Origin of the sequence: Amycolatopsis iheyensis (genome assembly GCF_024703995.1) — a bacterium.
GTDB classification, from domain to species: Bacteria; Actinomycetota; Actinomycetes; order Mycobacteriales; family Pseudonocardiaceae; genus Amycolatopsis; species Amycolatopsis iheyensis.
Genome location: NZ_JAMXQV010000001.1, coordinates 659,612 through 678,208, shown reverse-complemented (window position 1 = coordinate 678,208; position 18,597 = coordinate 659,612). Strand labels below are relative to the sequence as shown.

The window sequence follows — 18,597 nt, the reverse complement described above, 5'->3', positions numbered from 1 at the left end:
CTTCCTACCTCGCCGCGCGGGCGGGCGCCAGGTCAGGCTTTCGGCAGCTTCGTGACCACGTTCTTCGCGACGGTGACGGCCTTGCCGCACGGGTCGTCGGCGTCCGGGTTCCCGCTGGTGTTCCGGTAGTCCACTTGGGCCAGCTCGACGTCGTCGCCCTGCCACGGCCGGTGCTGCCACTCGACCTGGCACTCCGACGCGCTCCCGGTCCCCTTCTTCTGGAACCCGGTGACGCCGCCGCCGAGGTCCACCTTGGAGTATCCGTCGCCGACGATCGGGGGCAGGCCCGGCAGGAACTCGACCGTCACGGTCGGGTTCCGCCCGCGGTCACCCGTCCAGTCGCACGAATGCAGGCCGGACGGCGCGGCCTTCGGCGACGGCGCCGCCTGGGCGACCGTCGCGGAGTCGGCCATCGCGCACGGGTCCGCGACGAGCACCGTGCCCGGCGGCGTCGAGTACTTCTCCGGGGAGCTGTGCAGCTTCTGCACGATGGCGTCCATCAGGGTCTGCCCGGCCCGGCAGGGGTCACCGGCGTAGGCGACCGTCAGTGTCAGGGCGCTGTCGGGGTTCAGCGACGTCATCGCCGCGACCGTGCAGTCGGTGTCGTCGGTCTTGTCCACGCGCAGCGGCAGCCCGCCGACCTGCCCGGTCGTCTTCTCGGCGTTCGGCAGCAGCGTGTCGCCGAGCTCGAAGTCGAACCGGATCTCCTTGCCCCCGGGGTCCTTCGCCTTGTTCGAGCACTTGCCGAAGGAGATCGACGACGGCGACGGGTCGTCCTCGGCGGTCCCGATGCCCAGCGCGCCGAGGGCTTCCTTGCTCAGGAACGGGCACGGCTTGACCGTGCGCAGCACGTTCGCCGCCACGGCGGCGTCGGTGATCGGGCCGTCGGAGACCTGGCCGGTGCCGGCCGCGGCGGGCACCGTCGTGCGCGCGAAGTTGGACCGGCCGAGGTCCTGCCCGCACGCGGTCAGCGGCAGCGCGAGGGCGGTGACCAGCAGGAACAGCTTCGGGAGACGGCGTCGCCGAACATCAAGGAGCACGCGGAGCACGGTAGCCGCACCCGCGCTCCGCTGTCCGGACAACCCGGCTATTCGGCCGCGGCCGCGGCTGTGTCGTCGCTCTCGGGCTCGGCCGGCACGACCAGCGGCCGCGCCTTCGCCCAGATGATGAACAACGCGGCCACGACCAGCATGCCGATGCCGGCCCACAGGTTGATGTTGACGTCCGCGGCCTTCTTGATCTCCTCGTCGGAGGTGAAGGCGGCGCCCATGACGGTCAGGATGACGCCGTAGACGCCGATGAGCAGGGCGATGATCAGCCGGATGTCGAAAGCGCCCGCCTTCCGCGGCCGCGCGCCGGACTCGGTAGCCATGACGGACCTCCTAGAAGATGGCGTTGAGGGCGATGGTCAGGATGAGCACGATGCCCGCGAGCAGGCCCGGCTTGCGGTACCAGCCCGCGTTCTCGCCGGTGTCGTCGTGCTTGCGCGACTCCTTCGGCGTCAGCGAGTAGACCAGCCCCACCAGCTCTTCGTCCGGCTTCGGCTTGGTCGCCAGCGACACCAGGACGCTCACCAGGATGTCGACGACGAACGCGGTGCCCGCGGCGACGAAGCTCGTGCCCTGGCCTTCGAGGCCGAGCACCCCGGCCTGCGACAGGCCCCAGACGGTGATCGCGGACGCGGTGCCCAGCACCAGGCCGCTCCAGCCGGCCTGCGGGGTCATCCGCTTCCAGAACATGCCCAGGATGAACGTCGCGAACAGCGGCGCGTTGAAGAACGAGAACAGGTCCTGCAGGTAGTTCAGGATGTTGCCGGAGTTCGACGCGATGAACGCGGTGCCGATGGCGAGCACCGTGCCGACCGAGGTCACCACGCGCCCGAGGCGCAGGTAGTAGCCGTCCGGCTTGTCCTTCTTCACGTACGTCTGCCAGATGTCGTAGGTGAAGACGGTGTTGAACGAGCTCAGGTTCGCCGCCATGCCGGCCATGAAGGACGCCAGCAGACCGGCGATCGCGATGCCGAGCATGCCGTTCGGGAGCAGGTCGCGCATCAGCAGCAGGAGCGCGTTGTTGAAGGTGACGCCGCTTTCCGCCGTGCCGCCGTCGAGCAGGACCTGCTTGTCCTGCACGTACTCGTGCACGCTGACCGCGGCGATCATGCCGGGGATGATCACGATGAACGGGATCAGCATCTTCGGGAACGCGCCGATGATCGGGGTGCGCCGCGCGGCGGACATGCTCTTCGACGCCATCGCGCGCTGGACCTCGACGAAGTTCGTCGTCCAGTAGCCGAACGACAGCACGAAGCCCAGACCGAACACGATGCCGAGAATCGACAGGAGGTTGTTGCCGAAGCCGGTCAGGTTGTCACCGGGCCACGAGTGCAGCTGCGCGGTGCCGCCCGGGCTGTTGGTGACCTTGTCGACCAGGCCTTCCCAGCCGCCGACCTTCACCAGGCCGATGATCGTCAGCGGCACCAGCGCGATCACGATCACGAAGAACTGCAGGACCTCGTTGTAGATCGCGGCGGAGAGGCCGCCGAGCGCGGTGTAGGAGAGCACGATCACCGCGGCGATGATGATCGACACCCAGATCGGCCAGCCCAGCAGCAGGTTGACCACGCTGGCCAGCAGGAACAGGTTCGCGCCCGCGATCAGGATCTGAGCGGCGGCGAAGCTGATGCCGTTGACGAGGTGGGCCGGCTTGCCGAAGCGCCGCCGCATGAACTCGGGGACGCTGCGGACCTTGGAGCCGTAGTAGAACGGCATCATCACGATGCCGAGGAACAGCATCGCCGGGATGGCACCGATCCAGAAGTAGTGGAACGTCGGCAGGCCGTACTGGGCGCCGTTGGCCGACATGCCCATGACTTCGACCGCGCCGAGGTTCGCCGAGATGAACGCCAGGCCGGTGACCCAGGCGGGCAGCGAGCGGCCCGACAGGAAGAAGTCGAGACTGCTGGACACCTGACGTCGTGCCAGGTACCCGATGCCGAGTACGAGCACGAAGTAGAACGCCAACTCGATGTAGTCGATCGCGCTCGCGTCGAGTCGCAGGTTCGCATCGGCTAGGACGAGCACCCGACCCACCTCTTTTCAAACTGGACAACAACCCACAGGAATCACCACTGTCCTGTCGGATCCGGACAGTACTGCATGGATTCAGGGTCGGCACGCTGACCTGTCCAAAGTGGTCAGAAGGCGCGTCTCCCCGGCCCTTGAGCTGGGGAAACGCGCCCTCTGTCACACGCCGCGGGAGCGGGAGTGGATCACCGGTCGGTCGGCACCGCGATCTCGCCTTCTTCTTCGATCAGCTTCGCGAGCACCGCGTCGGGCAGGTACGTGCGGTGCGGGAAGCCCGGGCCCCACGAGTTGAGCAGCGGCACGGCGCCGAGCTCGTCGGCCCGCGGGTTGGCGAGCACGGCGTGCACGTCTTCGACCGACTTCGCCCAGCGGAACGCCTTGATGCCCTGCTTGGCCTCGGGCACGTACTTCTCGCGGGCCTGCCAGTCGTCGTCCTTGTGCGCCTCGTCCCACACGACGTGCCCGGACTCCTTGAGCACCTCCGCGGCAGCGCGTACCGACGTGCCGTTGTCGTCGCCGGGGTTGGTCTCGGGCCACTCGTCGCGCTTCTTGGCCGTGTCCCACAGCCAGCGGGCGGTGTACTCACTGCCGTTGAAGATCGACATGCACCGCGACCAGCCGAAGCCGACGCAGGCGCCTTCGCGGCCCTGGTCGTAGAAGGCGTACCAGGCGTCGGTGTCCGGGGTGCCACCCGGCTCGAGGCAGACGCAGTGCCCGCCGCGGATCCGCCCGAGCTGGGCGACGCCGCCCTTGGCGATGAAGAACTCGCCGGAGGTCTCGTCCTGCTCCGGGGTGTCGAAGGCGGAGTACCAGTTGACCCCGATGACCACGGGCGCCCGGGTGGGCCGGTCTTCGTCGGCCAGCGCGCTCAGCGGATATCTTTCGACATGCCGCCAGTCGTCGGGAATGAACCGGCCGAGCCGCGGGTCCGCCGGATCGGAACCGAGTGGGCGATAACGCATGAGATCCTCCTTCGTGCAGGCGAAAAAGCGCGCACACCGGCCGGCTGGCACACGCACACCGAGCTCGAAGGCGGACTGAAAACGTTGGCACGACGAAGAAAGACGGCCGAGCGCACCACCCTCCGGCCACACCGGAAGCACCGGCGGAACCCCTCGGAATAAGTGTGCCACGACTGCGCCCACCGAGATCCCGAACTCACCCGAACAGCGCATAACGGCAGGTCAGAAAGGATCCGATCACTGCGCGACGACGTATCGGGTCAACGATTTCCTTGCGGAGGAATCAGCGGGGAATGAGATACGGAAATCCGGCATCGATTCGGTATCGGCCGGCTCGGCGCCCGCCGCGGCCGGTTTCTGTCGGTGGTACCTGGCAGACTCCGGCCCGACGACCGGAGGAGGCTGGATGATCCTGGTGACCGGCGCGAGCGGCACCGTCGGCTCGGCCCTGCTCGCCGAGCTGCGTGCACTCGGCGCACCCGCGCGGCCCGCGTACCGCGACCCCGCCCGGGCGGGTGACGGCGCGGTGGTCCTGGACCTCGCCGACCCGGCGGGCTTCCCCGCCGCGCTCGAGGGCGTCGACGCGATGTTCCTGCTGGCGCCGACGAACCCCGCGCAGACGGCGCTGGAGCTCAGCGCGGTCGCGGCCGCCCGCGCGGCCGGGGTGCGCGTGGTCAAGCTGTCGGTCTGGCGGGCCGACGAGGGCCTGACCCCGATCGCGCGGCTGCACCGGCCGGCCGAGGAGGCGCTGGCCGCGTCCGGCCTGCGCTGGACGTTGCTGCGCCCGAACTTCTACCTGCAGAACTTCCTCCGGCAGCCCACGATCCGCACCGAAGGCGTCTTCTCGCTGCCGCGGATCGAAGCCCCCATCAGCTTCGCCGACACCGGCGACATCGCCCGCGTCGCGGCCCGCGTCCTGACCACCGACGGCCACGACGGCCGGGTCTACGACATCACCGGTCCCGAAGCCCTCACCTATGCCGAGGCCGCCGACCGGTTCTCGGCGGTGCTCGGCAAGCCGGTCCGCTACCTCGGACCGCCGGACGAAGAAGCCCGCGCGGCGATGCTCGCGCGCGGCCTGCCGGAGTTCCAGGCGGACGCGCTGATCGAGGTCGCCCGCGCCTACCGCCACGGCGGCGCGGAGCGGGTCACGCCGGTGGTCGGCGAGCTCACCGGCCGCCCGGCCACCACGTTCGAGGAGTTCGTCCGCGCGAACCGGGCGGTCTTCAGTCCGTGACGCGCCGGAAGCGGGGCACCCCGCCGACCTTCTCGGCGAACATCGCGAGCGGACGCACCCACAGCCCCCGGGCGCCGTACAGCGCGCGGTACACCACGAGCTCTTCCTCGGTTTCGCTGTGCCGGGCCACGCCCAGCACCTCGTACTCGCCGCCCTTGTAGTGGACGTACCGGCCGGGCTCCACGTCAGAACAGCCGGAACTCGTCGGACTCGATGCCGCGCAGCTCGTCGTAGTCCAGCGTCAGGCAGCGAATCCCGCGGTCCTCGGCCAGCGTCCGGGCCTGCGGCTTGATGATCTGCGCCGCGAACACACCCTGCACCGGCGCCAGCAGCGGGTCGCGGTTCAGCAGCTCCAGGTACCGCGTCAGCTGCTCGACGCCGTCGATCTCGCCGCGGCGCTTGATCTCCACCGCCACCGACTTGCCGTCGGCGTCGCGGGCCATGATGTCCACCGGGCCGATCGCCGTCGGGAACTCGCGGCGGACCAGCGTGTAGCCGTCGCCGAGGGTCTTGATGTGCTCCGCCAGCAGCTCCTGCAGGTGCGCCTCGACGCCGTCCTTCTGCAGGCCCGGCTCCGCGCCCAGCGCCTGCGAGTAGTCGTGGAAGACCTCCTCGATGGAGATCACCAGCTTCTCGCCCTGCTTGTTCTCGACGATCCAGAGCTTGCCGTCCTCGATCAGCCAGCAGGGCGGGCTCATCCAGTTCAACGGCTTGTACGCGCGGTCGTCGGAGTGCACCGACACCGAGCCGTCGGACTTGACGAGCAGCAGGCGGGTGGCCATCGGCAGGTGGGCGGTGAGCCGGCCGGCGTAGTCGACCTGGCACCGCGCGATCACGAGACGCACCCGAGGAGGGTAGGACAGGTTGGGGATACTGGACGGGTGGACCCCATTCAGCGTGTCGCGTCCCGCGAGGTGTACCGGAACAACTGGATGACCGTGCGGGAGGACGACATCCGCCGCCCTGACGGCTCGGCCGGCATCTTCGGCGTGATCGACAAGCCGCCGTACGCGCTCGTCATCGCCCAGGACGGCGACCGGTTCCGGTTGGTCGAGCAGTTCCGCTATCCGCTCGGCGAACGGCGCTGGGAGTTCCCGCAGGGCACCGCGCCCGACCGCGAAGAGCTGCCGCCCGCCGAGCTCGCCGCCCGCGAGCTGCGCGAGGAAACCGGGCTGAGCGCCGGTTCGATGGTCGCGCTCGGCCGGCTCGACGTCGCCGCCGGGATGAGCAGCCAGCGCGGCTGGGTGTTCCTCGCGACCGAGCTCACCGAGGGCGAGCCCGAGCGCGAGCAGGAGGAGCAGGACATGCGCAGTGCCTGGTTCCCCCGCGCGGACGTCGAGAAGATGATCCTGGCCGGCGACATCACCGACGCGCAGTCGATCGCCGCGTGGGCGCAGCTCATGCTCCTCGAGCGGCACCGGCCCTGAGCATGCTTCTTATCCCCAGGTGGTGGAACGGCTTGATCAGCGCGAGGTAGGCCCGCCCGACGCGGTTGTGGAAGTGCACGATCGTGCCGAGCCGGAAACCCCGGGGCACCGCTTCGACCGTCAGGTAGCCGTTCAGGTGGTTGTCGTCGATGCCGAGGACGAGGTACCGCTCCGGCTCACCGGCCCGGACGGTGAAGAACGCGACCCGGTCGCCGGGCGCGAACCCGACGTCGTCCGGCCGAAGCTTGCCGAAGCGCGGGACGGCCGCCGTCCGCAGCCGCAGCGCCTTCGCGAGCAGGACGCGGACGCCGAACAGGGCCTTCATCCAGGCCGGCGACCAGCTGAACATGCCCGCGACGAACTCACGCAGGCTGTTCTCGCTTTCGATCTCCTTGAATTCGACGTAGTCGGCGCCTTCGGCGAACGGCTCGGTCATTTCCTTCTCCCCAGTACGAGTTCCAACGCGTTCTTGAGCTGCCGGCCGGACGGCGGCGGCAGCACCTGCCCCGCGCCGACGACGACCAGGAACAACGCCAGCGCCAGGTCGGCGTCGCCGCTGATCTCGGTCAGGTAGGCCAGCCGGGTCCGGTCGACGCGCTCCTGGACCGCCCGCGCTTCGGCGTCCTGCAGGGCCCACGCCCGCACGGCGATCTCCAGCTCCAGCCACCGTCCCGGCGCGAGGACGAGCTTCAGCAGCGCGTCCAGCCGATCACCGCCCGCCGCTTCGGCCTGCTCGACGAACCGTGTCGTGCGTTCGGCTTCGAAGTGCTCCAGCAGGGCCGTGCGGAAGCCGGTCATGCCCTTGAAGTGGTGGTAGAAGGAGCCCTTCGACAGGCCGAGCCCGTCGGCCAGCCGCTCGATCGTCACCGCCGGCGCACCCTGCTCCGCCAGCAGCGCCAACCCCGCGTCCAACCAGTCCCGCTTGCCCGCCATGCCTCGACCGTACCATACGGTATGGTATGGCGAGCGGGCAGCGCAAAGCGGAACTTTCCCTAGGAAAGTGCCGCCTCAGTCGGGCCAGGAGGGCTTGCGCTTCTCCAGGAAGGCCGCCATGCCCTCGCGGGCGCCGGGCAGCTGCGACGCCGAGGCCATGACCTCCAGCGCGATCGCGTACGCGTCGGCCTCGGGCCGGTCGAGCTGGGCGTACAGCGTGACCTTGCCCATCGTCTTGCTGGCCCGGCTGCCGCGCGTGGCCCGGCCCAGCAGCTCCGCGACGGCGTCGTCGAGCTGCTCGTCCGGGACGACGCGGTTGACCAGGCCCCAGTCGAGCGCGGTGGGCGCGTCGACGACGTCGCCGGTCAGCGCCAGCTCCATCAGCCGCTTGCGGCCGATCGAGCGTGCCACCGGGACCGCCGGGGTGTGGCAGAACCAGCCACCCTTGCCGCCGGGCAGGGCGAAGCCCGCGGACTCGGCCGCGACGGCGAGGTCGCACGACGCCACCAGCTGGCAGCCCGCCGCCGTGGCCAGGCCGTGCACCCGCGCGACGACGACCTGCGGCACCGACTGCATGGTCTTCATCAGGTCGGTGCAGAGCGTCAGCAGCTCGCGCACGCCCATCAGGTCCCGCGCGGCGACGTCACCGAAGTCGTGCCCGGCGGAGAACACCGGCCCGGCGCCGGCCAGCACGATGCCGGTCGCGTCGGACGTCCCCGCCTCGTGGAACGCGGCGAGCAGCTCGGCCAGGTGGTCCGCGGACAGCGAGTTGCGCCGCGCCGCGCGGTTCATGGTGATCGTGACGGTGTCGCCGTCGCGCTTGACCAGGATGTGCTCGTACTCGGTCATGCCTCGACGGTAACTCTTCGGAACGTGCGCCGATAGCTGTCCGGCCCGACGCCGACTTCGGCGTGCATCCGGCGGCGCAGGTTCGCGGCCGTGCCCAGGCCGGAGCGCTGCGCGACGCGCTCGACCGGCAGCTCCGTCGTCTCCAGCAGCCGTTGCGCCAGCCGGACGCGCTGCACGCGCAGCCACCGTCCCGGCGTGCTGCCGGTGGCCGCGGCGAACTCGCGGTGGAAGGTCCGCTCGCTCATCCGGGCGTGCCCGACCAGGTCTTCGACGCCGATGTCGTCGCCCAACCGGGCCAGCGCCCAGTCCATTGTGGACGCCATGCCGGGCTGCGCGGCCGCCGGCGGCACCGGGGTGTCGACGTACTGGCGCTGCCCGCCCTCCCGCACCGGCGGCATCACCAGGCGGCGGGCGAGCGCGGCGGCGACGTCCGCGCCGTGGTCGCGCCGCACCAGGTGCAGGCACAGGTCGAGGCCGCCGACGACGCCCGCCGACGTCAGGACGCCGCCGTCGTCGGTGTAGAGCACGTCGCGCCGCAGGTCCGCCAGCGGCGCGACGCGGGCGAGCGCGTCGAGGTCGCGCCAGTGCGTGGTCGCCGGGCGGCCGTCGAGCAGCCCGGCGGCGGCGAGGGTGAACGCGCCGGAGCACAACCCGGCGACGGTCCGGCCGTCCCGGTGCGCCCGCCGCAGCGCGGTCACCGCCGCCGGGGGCACCGCGGCCAGGGGGTCGTCGCGGCCCGGCGCCAGCACGAGGTCGCAGCCGTCGAGCCCGGTGAGCCCGTGCGTCGCCGCGACGTCCCCGAACGGCGACACGGGTGTGCGCACCCGGCCCGCACTGCACAACCGGACCGTGAACGGGCCGATCCCGCTGTCGGTGCGGTCCTGGGCCCAGACCTCGCCGATCACCGCGAGGTCGAACATCCGGGTGCCCGGCAGGAGCAGAACGCCGATGGTGCGCATGGCAGAAAAGTATCGCATCGCGCGTCTTCTGCCACTCCCCCGAGACCCCGCACGCGCGCGAAACTCGAGACCATGACGGCACTCATCCTGATCGACGTCCAGCGCGGGTTCGACGACCCGGACCACTGGGGCCCGCGCAACAACCCCGGCGCCGAAGCGAACATGAAGGCACTGCTCGACGCGTGGCAGGAGCGGCGGCTGCCGGTCGTGCTCGTGCACCACGACTCCACGAAACCGGACTCGCCGCTGCGGCCGGGACAGCCGGGCAACGACTTCAAGCCCGAACTCGACGGCGCACGCCCGGATCTGGTCTTCGGCAAGCAGGTCAACTCGGCGTTCCTCGGCGATGTCGACCTCGACGCGTGGCTGCGCAAGCGCGGCATCACGAGCTTCGTCGTGGCCGGCATCCAGACAAACTTCTGCTGCGAAACCACCGCGCGGATGGGCGGAAACCTCGGCTACGACGTGACTTTCGCCCTCGACGCGACGTTCACCTTCGACCTGCCGGAGGTGACCGCCGACGAGCTGTACCGCGTCACGGCGGCGAACCTGGCCAACCAGTTCGCCACCGTGAAGTCCACGAAGGACATCCTGGCCGGGCTCAGCTGAGCCCGTTGCGCTCCCGGACCAGCGCGACGATGCCGGCCATGATGTCGGTCAGCTCGTAGTCCTTGGGCGTGAACACCCGCGCGATGCCGCGCTCGGTCAGCAGCGCGGCGTCGTCGGGCGGGATGATCCCGCCGACGATCACCGGGACGTCCCCGGCGCCCGCCGCGCGCAGGCCGTCGACGACGTGCGGGACGACCTCGAGGTGCGAGCCGGAGAGCACCGAAAGCCCGACGACGTGCACGCCCTCCTGCACCGCGGCCGCGACGATCTGTTCGGGCGTGAGCCGGATGCCCTGGTAGACGACCTCGAAGCCGACGTCGCGCGCCCGGACGGCGACCTGCTCGGCGCCGTTGGAGTGCCCGTCGAGGCCCGGCTTGCCGACGAGGATCCGCAGCCGTTCGCCGAGTTCCGCTTCGGTGGCGCGGACGAGCTCCCGGACGCGCTCGATCTGCGGGTCGCCACCACCACCAGGGGCGGCGGAAACCCCGGTGGGCGCCCGGTATTCGCCGAACACCTCGCGCAGCGCGCCGGACCACTCGCCGGTGGTCACGCCGGCCCGCGCACAGTCCACAGTGGCCTCGAACAGGTTTTCCGTGGTGCCCGCGCGCTCCTTGAGCGTGGCCAGCGCCCGCTCGACGGCATCGCTGTCGCGCTGGGTCCGCCACTCCTCGATCGCGGAGACGGCGGCCTTCTCGACGGCGGGGTCGATCGTCTCGATCGCCTTCGCGCCCTCGGCCTGCAGTGGCGACGGCTCGGTCGTGTCGAACTTGTTGACGCCAACCAGGATCCGCTCGCCGTTCTCCATCCCGCGGCGGTACTCGGCCAGCGACGCGACGAGCTGCGACTTCATGTAGCCGCTCTCGACCGCGGCGACCGCGCCGCCGAGATCCTGCACTCGGGCGATCTCCTCGCGCGCGCCGGACATGATCTCGTCGACCTTGGCCTGGATGACGTGCGAGCCGTCGAAGATGTCCTCGTACTCGAGCAAGTCCGTCTCGAAGGCGAGCACCTGCTGCATGCGCAGAGCCCACTGCTGGTCCCACGGCCGGGGCAGGCCGAGCGCCTCGTTCCAGGCCGGCAGCTGGATCGCGCGGGCGCGCGCGCCGCGGGAGAGCGACACCGCGAGCATCTCCAGCACGATCCGCTGGACGTTGTTCTCGGGCTGGGCTTCGGTGAGGCCGAGCGAGTTCACCTGGACGCCGTAGCGCAGGCGGCGCGCCTTCGGATCCGTCACGCCGTACCGGTCCCGCGTGATTTCGTCCCAGAGCGCGGTGAACGCGCGCATCTTGGACATCTCCTCGACGAACCGCACACCGGCGTTGACGAAGAACGAGATCCGCGCGACGACCTTGGCCATGTCGGCCTGGTCCACCTGCCCGGAGTCGCGGACGGCGTCGAGCACGGCGATCGCGGTGCACAGCGCGTACGCGACTTCCTGCGTCGGCGTCGCCCCGGCTTCCTGCAGGTGGTAGCTGCAGATGTTGATCGGGTTCCACTTCGGCACGTGGTGCACGGTCCACGCGATCATGTCGGTGATCAGCCGCAGGCTCGGCCCCGGCGGGAAGATGTAGGTCCCGCGGGACAGGTACTCCTTGATGATGTCGTTCTGCGTGGTGCCGGCGAGCTTCGCCAGCACCTCGTCGACGTCCCGGCCTTCGGCTTCGGCCTGCTCGCGCGCCACGGAGACGTACAGCGCGAGCAGCCACATGGCCGGCGCGTTGATCGTCATCGACGTGTTGGCTTCCGCGAGCGGGATGCCGTCGAAGAGCCGGCGCATGTCCCCGATGTGTGACACCGGCACGCCGACCTTGCCGACCTCACCGCGCGAGAGCTGGTGGTCCGGGTCGTAGCCGGTCTGGGTGGGCAGGTCGAAGGCGACCGAGAGACCGGTCTGCCCCTTGGCGAGGTTGCGCCGGTAGAGCTCGTTCGACGCGGCCGCGGAGGAGTGCCCCGCGTACGTACGCATCACCCAGGGGCGATCCCGCTCGTGGTCGGATGGGTACGGCACTGGGCACCTCCGGCGGTGGACGTTTCGTCGAGTGTACCGGCCGGTAACTTACGGTGGCAGTGGAATCGAACACGTCCGGGTGGTCTGGCGGGCCCGCGAGTCGGCGATGAGGCCGGCGACGCGCTCGGCGTCCGGGAGGAGTTCGAGGCACGGGACGAACCTGGTCAGCACGCGCGCGTGGAGCGCCCAGCGGAATCGCTCGCGCCGACGGTGGATCATCGCCGCGACCTCGCTGAAGACGATCGTGTCGAGGTGACGCGGGCCGGGGACGAGCAGTGGGCGCCCGAGCGCGCCCAGGTAGTGGGCGCGCTCGCGGCGCCACGGCCAGGTGCGCGCGACCAGCAGGCGCCGGCTGGTCACGCGGTAGCTCGTCGAACGCCGGACCAGCCGGGTGACGACCAGCGTCGTGAACCAGAGCAGGCCCACCATCGGGAAGATGATCGTCCACCCGGGGCTTGCCGGGGTCAGCGCGATCGGCAGGCCGATCAGCTCGAAAACCGTCCCCCAGATGACGAGAGACCACTCGCCGTAGGTGAGCTTGGGGCGAGCGGGCGCGCCGGACCAGCGCAGCTGTTCGCCCGGCAGCAGGTCAAGCATCGAGGGGCCGGCCTTGGGCCTCGGCGATCAGCTCGCGCACCTGACCGGCGTCGGGGATGCCGCGGAACTCCACGCGCCGCGGGGACAGCGAGCCGTCCGACGGCGGCGTTCCCGGCAGTGGCCGGGAGAACACCGCCATGACGCGCGCCGCCGGATCGGGCCAGCCGAAGGACAACGTGCCGGTTCCCTCCCGGCCCTCGCGCAGGGACGGGACCGGCACCAGCGCCAGGTAGTCCCACCGCACCCGGCGCCACGGCCGTTCGTGCACCGCCAGCACCCGCAGGGTGGTGACGAAGTAGGTGGTCGAGCGCGCCATCCGCTGGCGTCCCAGGAGCAGCGCAGCGGCGGGCAGCAGGCTGAACACGAGCAGCACCGGCAGGAAGTACACCATCGGGTTCTGCCGGGCGAGCGTCGCGGCGAACAGCACGCACAGCAGCGCCGTCCACACCCCGAGCACGCCCAGGATGAACCATTCTTCGAAACGCAGGGGGTGCCGGCGTGGCCGTCCCGACCACAGCACCCGCTCACCCGGCATCAGGACATTCGTCGGCAGGTCCAACACGCCTCCGCTCCCCCATGTGGACAAAGGGGACACGCGTGGTGGAGCCGGGTGGTTGCCTAAGCGGCCGAAGTGTCCGGCTCCGGAGGTGCCTGACGGGCCTTCGCCTCGTCGATGGCCTTGGTGAGCAGGTCGCGGACGCGCTTCGGCTCGCCGACGCCCATCAGCGTCACCGAGCCGGACTCCGCGAAGGTGAGGGTGCCGGTGCGCGACGGCCCGGGCTTGAGCACCGGCGCCGACAGGCCGGCCAGCTCGCTGGCGCGTTCCTTCTGGCGGAACAGCCCCGTGCGCGCGATGACCCGGCTGTCGGTCACGGCGTACGTCGTGCGCCCGAGCGCGAGGTAGCGGACGGCTTCGCGGCCGACGGCGCCGTAGAGGCCGATCACGAGAACCACGACGGCGGCGGCCATCGCGGGCCCGGCGGGTTCGGTCGTGAGCAGGAACCAGAGCGCGGCGACGGCGAGGACGAGTCCGGCAGGGGCGATCACCCCGTCGGCGGCGACGTAGAGCGGACGCTGGACCGGCTCTCCCGCCCAGAGCACGCGCTCACCGGGTAGAAGATCGATTTCCCCTGCTGACATGGCCGAACACTACTCCGCGGGGGTGCCCTCCGCCGAGCCCCGAGCGCGCTGCACGTGCTCGAACACCCTCTGTGCGTGATCGATCGCGCGGAGCGTGGGACCGCCCCTCCTCGTCGCTGTGGACGACGATCCGCCGGTCGGTCACGAAGCACTCGACGAGGTCGGCCTGCCGCCGCCGCGAGTACTCGGACCAGCCCGCCGACGCGATGCCGGCCACCGCGAGCACCGCGGCCGGGGTCGACTGCCCGAGCGCCACGAACACGACGATCGCGACGACCCAGCCGAACGTCAGCGACACCAGGACGGCCGTGTTCCGCCAGAGCAGGTTTTCGCCGTCCTGAAGGGCGAGTTCCCCTCGGTGCACGGCCACGAGCCACGCGGCGAACGGTGTGACGGAAATCCGCGAGACCGGACCGATATCCGTCGGTTAGCGTGGGCAGCCGTGACGTGGAGTGTGTACGGGAGTTACCTGGTCATCGTGGTGCTGATCGTGCTGGCGCCGGGACCGGACACGATGGTGATGCTGAAGAACGCGCTCTCCGGCGGGTTCCGCGGCGGGCTGCTCGCGTCGCTCGGCATCTTCGCGGGCAACGCGGTGCAGGGCAGCGCCGCGGCGCTCGGGCTGGGCGTGCTCATCGCGAAGTCGCAGCCGGTGTTCCTGGCGCTGAAGTGGGTCGGCGCGGCGTACCTCGTGTTCCTCGGGTTCCAGGCACTGCGCGGGGCGTTCCGCGGCAACTACGACGTCGTCGAGCAGGCCCAGCGCCGCCGCGGCGGCGGGTTCCGCCGGTTCCGCGAGGGGTTCCTCTCGAACATCACGAACCCGAAGGTGCTGGTGCTGTACCTGTCGGTGCTGCCGCAGTTCCTCACCCCGGCCTCCACGCTCGGCGACTCGCTGGTGCTGGCGTACACGGTCGCGGTCCTGGGCGGGGCGTGGCTGCTGGTGCTGCTGCTGTTCGTGCACCGGGTCCGGGCGTGGCTGGGCCGCCGCCGCGTCCGCCGCACCCTCGACGGCGTCACGGGCACGGCCCTGCTCGGCTTCGGCGCGGCGTTGGCCCTGGAGTCCTGATGACGTGGAGCACGTACGCGGCGTTCGCCGGGATGATGGGGTTCCTGGCGATGATGCCGGGCCCGGACACGATGGTGGTCCTGAAGAACGCCCTGACCGGCGGCGCCCGCGGCGGCGGCTGGGCGTGCGCGGGCATCAGCGTCGCGAACTTCCTCCAGGGCACCGCGGTGGCGTTCGGGCTGGGCGCGGTGATCACGCGATACCAGCCGTTGTTCCTCACGGTGAAGTGGCTCGGCGCGGCTTACCTGGTGTTCCTGGGTTTCCAGGCGTTGCGGGGAGCTTGGCGCGGGGACTACGAAGCGTTGGACGGCGTTCGCCAGGCGCGCGGCTCCCACGGGCGGCGGTTCCGCGAAGGCTTCCTCTCCAACATCACCAATCCCAAGGTGATCGTGCTGTACCTGTCGGTGCTGCCCCAGTTCTTGACCCCGGCGTCGACGTTCGGCGATTCGCTGCTGCTGGCGTACACGGTGGCGGCGCTCGGGGTGGTGTGGCAGGTGCTGTTACTGCTGTTCGTGCGCCGCGTGCGGGGCTGGCTGCAGCGCCGCCGGGTCCGGCGGGCCATGGACGGCGCGACGGGGATGGCGTTGGTGGGTTTCGGCGCGGCGCTGGCTCTCGAAGGCTGAGACCGCCGCCGCTCCCGGCCTAACCTGGCGTCATGACCTGGGGAACCTATGGCGCGTACGTGCTCTTCGTCGTGCTCGTGCTGATCGTGCCGGGACCGGACACGGCCCTCGTGCTCAAGAACTCGCTCGCCGGCGGCCGGCGGGGCGGGGTGCTGACCGCGCTGGGCATCGGCTCCGGGAACCTCGTCCAAGGCGTCGCCGCCGCGCTGGGGCTCAGTGCCCTCGTCGTGCGGTCCGAGCCCGTTTTCCTCGCCCTGAAGTGGGCCGGCGCCGCGTACCTCGGCTACCTCGGGGGCAAAGCCCTCGTCGCCGCGTGGCGCGGGAACTACCGCGCCCTCGAGCGGGCCGCACCCACCGGCGGCCGCCGGTGGCGCGAAGGCTTCCTCGGCAACCTCACTAACCCGAAGGTCCTCGTCTTCTACCTCTCGATGCTCCCGCAGTTCCTCACGCCGGACTCGACGCTCGCGGAATCCCTGCTGCTCGCCGGTACCGTCGGGGTCCTCGCCACGCTCTGGCAGCTCGTCATCGTCGCCGGCGTGCACCGGATCCGCCACTGGCTGCGGCGGCGCCGGGTCCGCCGGACGATGGACGGCGTCACCGGCGCCGCCCTGCTCGGGTTCGGCGCGGCGTTGGTGGTCGAAGGCTAGAGCGTGCGGTCCAGCCAGTCGTAGATCCGGCCGGCCGCCAGGCGCTGGGCTCCGACGTGGCAGTGCGCGTCCGCGCCTTCCTCCGCCGTGAAGGTCAGCAGCGTCTTCGGGGCGTTCAGGTGGTCGTACAGCCGGCGCGGCTCGGTCTCCGTCTCGCCGGCGAAGAACAGGTCGTCCGCCGCTTCGCAGACCAGCGTCGGGCACGTGATCTTCTCCGCGACGCCGCCCTCCAGCGTGTACTCGAGGTACTTCGCGACGAACTCGCGGTCGGTCGCCGCGCCCAGGACGTAGCGGCCGTGGTCGCACGCCCAGCGCAACGTCGAGTTCGCCTCGCGGCCCGCCGCCAGCAAGGCGTCGAACTCCGGGTCCTCCGGGGCGTTCGCGCGGCGGACGATTTCCGTGCGGTCCCACGGCAGGGCGCCGGTCACCGCGGCGCCGGCGTCGTAGACACCGTCGACCGCGACGACGGCCGCCAGCCGGGGCTCGAACGCCGCCGCGCGCGGAGCCAGCATGCCGCCGAGGCTCACGCCCAGCAGCGCGATCCGCGAACTGTCGACGCCGTCGAGGCCGAGCGCGAAGTCGACCACCGGGGTGACGACGTGCTCCCAGTCCGGGCGGAACACGAGCTCGTCGTGCCGGATCGCGCTCGGCTGGCCGGGGCCGTCGAACGTCAGCACGTGGTAGCCGTGCTCGGCGCCGGCCGCCGCGCCCATGTAGTGGCATTCCTCGGCGCTGCCGTCGAACCCGTTGTGCATGATCAGCAGCGGCTTCGGGCCCGCGCCCGGCGCGCGGTAGAAGTAACCGCGCAGAACCGTTCCCCCGTACGGGATTTCGACCGGCTCGGCGACGCCCGCACGCCGGAAGCACTCGACACTGCGGTCGTACGCCGACGCGATCCGCGGGTCCGCCGGGTCGCCGTGCAGGAAGAACTCCGACGAGAAGTAGTACGTCGACGCGCGCAGCAGCAGGTCCCGCGCCGTGACCGGGCCGGCGTCGGCCGCCTCGGCGTAGAGCCGGTCCGCCATCGCGCGGTAGGCGTCGTGCCAGCTGTCGTAGTCGCCCGGCGTCACCGTCGACGCCGCCGCGACGACCTCGCCGAAGTCCGAGCCGCCGTAGGACGCGTGGCCGAACAGGCGCAGGGTCTCGAACCAGAACTGCGGGTCCTCGGTGAACATGATCTGCTTCATCGGATTTCCTCCTCGACGAACGTGGTGAACGAGCGGGCGGGCCGGCCGGTGAGCTGCTCGACGGCCGGGGTGACGCGGTCTTCGGTGCCGCGGCGGATGTCCTCGTCGAGCGCGGCGAGCACCGCGGCGAACTCCGCCGGAACCCCCGACGCGGCCACGCGGGCCGCGAAGTCCGCGGTGCTCACCGCGCGGTGCCGCACCGGGCGCCCGGTGTGCGCGGCGATGATCGACGCGGCTTCGGCGTAGCTCACGGCCGAGGGACCGGTCAGGACGTGTTCGGTGTTGTGCGGTTCGGGATCGGTCAGCGCGCGGACGGCGACCGCCGCGATGTCGCCGGCGTCGACGAACGCGATCCGCGCGTCGCCGGTGGCCGTGACGATCTCGCCGTCCCGCACCCCCTGGGCGACCAGGTGCTCGCCGGTGAAGTTCTGCATGAACCACGACGGCTTCAGCACGGCCCACTCCGGCGCGGCGCGCACGAGCCGTTGCAGCTCGCCGAGCCCGGGCGTGTCCGCCGTGACGGCCGACGAGCTGAGCAGGACGAACCGGCGGACACCCGCCGCCAGCGCGTCGGCGAGGAACGGCGACACCAGCCCGGCCGGCTCGGCCTCGCCGATCGGGGCGACAATGTATACAGCGGATACATTGCGTACTGCGTCGCCATGGGATGCGCGGTCGGCCCAGTCGAACCGGACCTGACCGGGCTCGCCGGGCTTGCGCGTGGCCGCGCGTGCCGCGAATCCCGCGTCGCGCAGGCCCGCGACCACGCGGCTCCCGGTGGTGCCGGTGCCGCCGAGGACCAGGACGTCAGCCACCGAAAGCCGCCGTCAGCTCTTCGACGCCACCCAGGATCTCCGCCGCGGCGAGTGGGCTCCAGTAGTCGCGGTAGTGCCGGATCTCGCCGTTCCCGCCGGTGATCACCGCGACGTAGGAGAGCTCGTACGGCTTCCCCGAAGCCACCACGACCCCGGCGACCGTGAACTCGGCGACGACCACGGCCGGGTCGGTCGTCTCGTGCACGGTCTTCGCGACGACCTCCCGGATGTCCAGCAGGTTCGGGTAGTCGCGCAGGTATTCGGTGATCGCTTCGCGCCCCTCGACGCGCTTCGGGTAGCCCGGGCCGGCGAAGGGGAACTCGAGGACGCCGTCGGTGGCCCACAGCCCGGCGAACCCGGCCATGTCGTGCTTCAGCAGCAGGTCGATCCCGTGATCGACGAGGTCTCGCAGCTCCATCGGAGCCTCCTTGAACGTTTGGACGAGACGGTGCCGT

Annotated in this window: 24 protein-coding genes; 7 read left to right on the top strand and 17 right to left on the bottom strand. The window is 70.9% G+C overall.

Annotated features, from left to right (window positions below):
- Positions 1–32: 32 nt before the first annotated feature.
- The 4 genes from M8542_RS03365 to M8542_RS03350 form a co-directional block, all read right to left on the bottom strand.
- Positions 33–1,040: a DUF3558 domain-containing protein gene (locus M8542_RS03365; protein ID WP_257918468.1), complete on the bottom strand. Its 1,008-nt coding sequence runs from the start codon at positions 1,038–1,040 to the stop codon at positions 33–35.
- A gap of 47 nt (positions 1,041–1,087) precedes the next feature.
- Positions 1,088–1,372: a hypothetical protein gene (locus M8542_RS03360; protein WP_257918467.1), complete on the bottom strand. Its 285-nt coding sequence runs from the start codon at positions 1,370–1,372 to the stop codon at positions 1,088–1,090.
- Between the two features lie 10 nt (positions 1,373–1,382).
- A complete protein-coding gene (locus M8542_RS03355) occupies positions 1,383–3,080 on the bottom strand; it encodes a sodium:solute symporter family protein (RefSeq protein ID WP_257918466.1) in 1,698 nt (565 codons plus the stop codon).
- 188 nt (positions 3,081–3,268) lie between these two features.
- Positions 3,269–4,045 carry a hypothetical protein gene (locus M8542_RS03350; RefSeq protein WP_257918465.1) on the bottom strand — a complete coding sequence of 259 codons (777 nt, stop codon included), beginning with the start codon at positions 4,043–4,045 and terminating at the stop codon, positions 3,269–3,271.
- Between the two features lie 406 nt (positions 4,046–4,451).
- On the opposite strand from M8542_RS03350, the gene M8542_RS03345 reads away from it, so the two are divergent.
- Positions 4,452–5,282 carry an NmrA family NAD(P)-binding protein gene (locus M8542_RS03345; protein WP_257918464.1) on the top strand — a complete coding sequence of 277 codons (831 nt, stop codon included), beginning with the start codon at positions 4,452–4,454 and terminating at the stop codon, positions 5,280–5,282.
- On the opposite strand, the gene M8542_RS03340 is transcribed toward M8542_RS03345, so the two are convergent.
- Complete coding sequence (locus M8542_RS03340) at positions 5,272–5,466, bottom strand: DUF1653 domain-containing protein (protein WP_257918463.1); 195 nt, start codon at positions 5,464–5,466, stop codon at positions 5,272–5,274. The two genes, M8542_RS03345 and M8542_RS03340, sit on opposite strands and share 11 nt — an antisense overlap.
- A 1-nt stretch (position 5,467) precedes the next feature.
- Positions 5,468–6,127, bottom strand: a complete 660-nt coding sequence (gene nucS / locus M8542_RS03335) for an endonuclease NucS (protein WP_014467679.1) — start codon at positions 6,125–6,127, stop codon at positions 5,468–5,470.
- Between the two features lie 36 nt (positions 6,128–6,163).
- On the opposite strand from nucS, the gene M8542_RS03330 reads away from it, so the two are divergent.
- A complete protein-coding gene (locus M8542_RS03330) occupies positions 6,164–6,709 on the top strand; it encodes an NUDIX domain-containing protein (protein WP_257918462.1) in 546 nt (181 codons plus the stop codon).
- On the opposite strand, the gene M8542_RS03325 is transcribed toward M8542_RS03330, so the two are convergent.
- The 4 genes from M8542_RS03325 to M8542_RS03310 form a co-directional block, all read right to left on the bottom strand.
- Positions 6,681–7,145, bottom strand: a complete 465-nt coding sequence (locus tag M8542_RS03325) for a DUF2867 domain-containing protein (RefSeq protein ID WP_257918461.1) — start codon at positions 7,143–7,145, stop codon at positions 6,681–6,683. The genes M8542_RS03330 and M8542_RS03325 overlap by 29 nt on opposite strands.
- A complete protein-coding gene (locus M8542_RS03320) occupies positions 7,142–7,642 on the bottom strand; it encodes a TetR/AcrR family transcriptional regulator (RefSeq protein ID WP_257918460.1) in 501 nt (166 codons plus the stop codon). Before M8542_RS03320 ends, M8542_RS03325 begins: the two co-directional genes overlap by 4 nt.
- Positions 7,643–7,717: 75 nt before the next feature.
- Positions 7,718–8,491, bottom strand: coding sequence for an enoyl-CoA hydratase-related protein (locus M8542_RS03315; protein WP_257918459.1), 774 nt, complete (start codon positions 8,489–8,491; stop codon positions 7,718–7,720).
- Positions 8,488–9,450, bottom strand: a complete 963-nt coding sequence (locus tag M8542_RS03310; protein WP_257918458.1) for a GlxA family transcriptional regulator — start codon at positions 9,448–9,450, stop codon at positions 8,488–8,490. Before M8542_RS03310 ends, M8542_RS03315 begins: the two co-directional genes overlap by 4 nt.
- A 72-nt stretch (positions 9,451–9,522) precedes the next feature.
- Here M8542_RS03310 and M8542_RS03305 point away from each other — a divergent pair, with 72 nt between their 5' ends.
- Positions 9,523–10,059 (top strand): cysteine hydrolase family protein, encoded by a 537-nt coding sequence (locus tag M8542_RS03305; protein ID WP_257918457.1) that lies wholly within the window; start codon positions 9,523–9,525, stop codon positions 10,057–10,059.
- Here M8542_RS03305 and M8542_RS03300 read toward each other — a convergent pair.
- From M8542_RS03300 to M8542_RS03285, 4 genes are read right to left on the bottom strand one after another with little or no spacing between them, the layout of a single operon-like run.
- Complete coding sequence (locus M8542_RS03300) at positions 10,052–12,067, bottom strand: ethylmalonyl-CoA mutase (RefSeq protein WP_257918456.1); 2,016 nt, start codon at positions 12,065–12,067, stop codon at positions 10,052–10,054. The genes M8542_RS03305 and M8542_RS03300 overlap by 8 nt on opposite strands.
- Before the next feature lie 48 nt (positions 12,068–12,115).
- Positions 12,116–12,664, bottom strand: a complete 549-nt coding sequence (locus M8542_RS03295) for a hypothetical protein (RefSeq protein ID WP_257918455.1) — start codon at positions 12,662–12,664, stop codon at positions 12,116–12,118.
- Positions 12,657–13,226 carry a hypothetical protein gene (locus M8542_RS03290; RefSeq protein WP_257918454.1) on the bottom strand — a complete coding sequence of 190 codons (570 nt, stop codon included), beginning with the start codon at positions 13,224–13,226 and terminating at the stop codon, positions 12,657–12,659. The genes M8542_RS03295 and M8542_RS03290 overlap by 8 nt, the downstream gene beginning before the upstream one ends.
- A 56-nt stretch (positions 13,227–13,282) precedes the next feature.
- Positions 13,283–13,804, bottom strand: a complete 522-nt coding sequence (locus M8542_RS03285; protein WP_257918453.1) for a PH domain-containing protein — start codon at positions 13,802–13,804, stop codon at positions 13,283–13,285.
- Positions 13,805–13,875: 71 nt separating this feature from the next.
- Between M8542_RS03285 and M8542_RS03280 the strand changes: the two genes are divergently transcribed.
- The 4 genes from M8542_RS03280 (at position 13,876) to M8542_RS03265 (ending at position 16,140) form a co-directional block, all read left to right on the top strand.
- Positions 13,876–14,145, top strand: a complete 270-nt coding sequence (locus M8542_RS03280; protein WP_257918452.1) for a hypothetical protein — start codon at positions 13,876–13,878, stop codon at positions 14,143–14,145.
- Positions 14,146–14,246: 101 nt separating this feature from the next.
- Positions 14,247–14,870, top strand: coding sequence for a LysE family translocator (locus M8542_RS03275; protein WP_257918451.1), 624 nt, complete (start codon positions 14,247–14,249; stop codon positions 14,868–14,870).
- Complete coding sequence (locus tag M8542_RS03270) at positions 14,870–15,493, top strand: LysE family translocator (RefSeq protein ID WP_257918450.1); 624 nt, start codon at positions 14,870–14,872, stop codon at positions 15,491–15,493. The genes M8542_RS03275 and M8542_RS03270 overlap by 1 nt, the downstream gene beginning before the upstream one ends.
- A gap of 32 nt (positions 15,494–15,525) precedes the next feature.
- Positions 15,526–16,140, top strand: coding sequence for a LysE family translocator (locus M8542_RS03265; RefSeq protein ID WP_257918449.1), 615 nt, complete (start codon positions 15,526–15,528; stop codon positions 16,138–16,140).
- On the opposite strand, the gene M8542_RS03260 is transcribed toward M8542_RS03265, so the two are convergent.
- From M8542_RS03260 to M8542_RS03250, 3 genes are read right to left on the bottom strand one after another with little or no spacing between them, the layout of a single operon-like run.
- Complete coding sequence (locus M8542_RS03260) at positions 16,137–17,327, bottom strand: alpha/beta hydrolase family protein (RefSeq protein WP_257918448.1); 1,191 nt, start codon at positions 17,325–17,327, stop codon at positions 16,137–16,139. The genes M8542_RS03265 and M8542_RS03260 overlap by 4 nt on opposite strands.
- Positions 17,324–18,142: an NmrA family NAD(P)-binding protein gene (locus M8542_RS03255; protein WP_257918447.1), complete on the bottom strand. Its 819-nt coding sequence runs from the start codon at positions 18,140–18,142 to the stop codon at positions 17,324–17,326. Before M8542_RS03255 ends, M8542_RS03260 begins: the two co-directional genes overlap by 4 nt.
- Positions 18,135–18,560, bottom strand: coding sequence for a nuclear transport factor 2 family protein (locus M8542_RS03250; RefSeq protein WP_372508465.1), 426 nt, complete (start codon positions 18,558–18,560; stop codon positions 18,135–18,137). Before M8542_RS03250 ends, M8542_RS03255 begins: the two co-directional genes overlap by 8 nt.
- Between the last annotated feature and the right edge of the window lie 37 nt (positions 18,561–18,597).

Bases quoted from the DNA above. Each gene is read 5' to 3' on its own strand.
- M8542_RS03360 (WP_257918467.1), bottom strand. From the start codon at position 1,372: ATGGCTACCGAGTCCGGCGCGCGGCCGCGGAAGGCGGGCGCTTTCGAC.
- M8542_RS03350 (WP_257918465.1), bottom strand. From the start codon at position 4,045: ATGCGTTATCGCCCACTCGGTTCCGATCCGGCGGACCCGCGGCTCGGC.
- M8542_RS03345 (WP_257918464.1), top strand. From the start codon at position 4,452: ATGATCCTGGTGACCGGCGCGAGCGGCACCGTCGGCTCGGCCCTGCTC.
- M8542_RS03325 (WP_257918461.1), bottom strand. From the start codon at position 7,145: ATGACCGAGCCGTTCGCCGAAGGCGCCGACTACGTCGAATTCAAGGAG.
- M8542_RS03320 (WP_257918460.1), bottom strand. From the start codon at position 7,642: ATGGCGGGCAAGCGGGACTGGTTGGACGCGGGGTTGGCGCTGCTGGCG.
- M8542_RS03315 (WP_257918459.1), bottom strand. From the start codon at position 8,491: ATGACCGAGTACGAGCACATCCTGGTCAAGCGCGACGGCGACACCGTC.
- M8542_RS03310 (WP_257918458.1), bottom strand. From the start codon at position 9,450: ATGCGCACCATCGGCGTTCTGCTCCTGCCGGGCACCCGGATGTTCGAC.
- M8542_RS03305 (WP_257918457.1), top strand. From the start codon at position 9,523: ATGACGGCACTCATCCTGATCGACGTCCAGCGCGGGTTCGACGACCCG.
- M8542_RS03295 (WP_257918455.1), bottom strand. From the start codon at position 12,664: ATGCTTGACCTGCTGCCGGGCGAACAGCTGCGCTGGTCCGGCGCGCCC.
- M8542_RS03285 (WP_257918453.1), bottom strand. From the start codon at position 13,804: ATGTCAGCAGGGGAAATCGATCTTCTACCCGGTGAGCGCGTGCTCTGG.
- M8542_RS03270 (WP_257918450.1), top strand. From the start codon at position 14,870: ATGACGTGGAGCACGTACGCGGCGTTCGCCGGGATGATGGGGTTCCTG.
- M8542_RS03265 (WP_257918449.1), top strand. From the start codon at position 15,526: ATGACCTGGGGAACCTATGGCGCGTACGTGCTCTTCGTCGTGCTCGTG.
- M8542_RS03260 (WP_257918448.1), bottom strand. From the start codon at position 17,327: ATGAAGCAGATCATGTTCACCGAGGACCCGCAGTTCTGGTTCGAGACC.
- M8542_RS03250 (WP_372508465.1), bottom strand. From the start codon at position 18,560: ATGGAGCTGCGAGACCTCGTCGATCACGGGATCGACCTGCTGCTGAAG.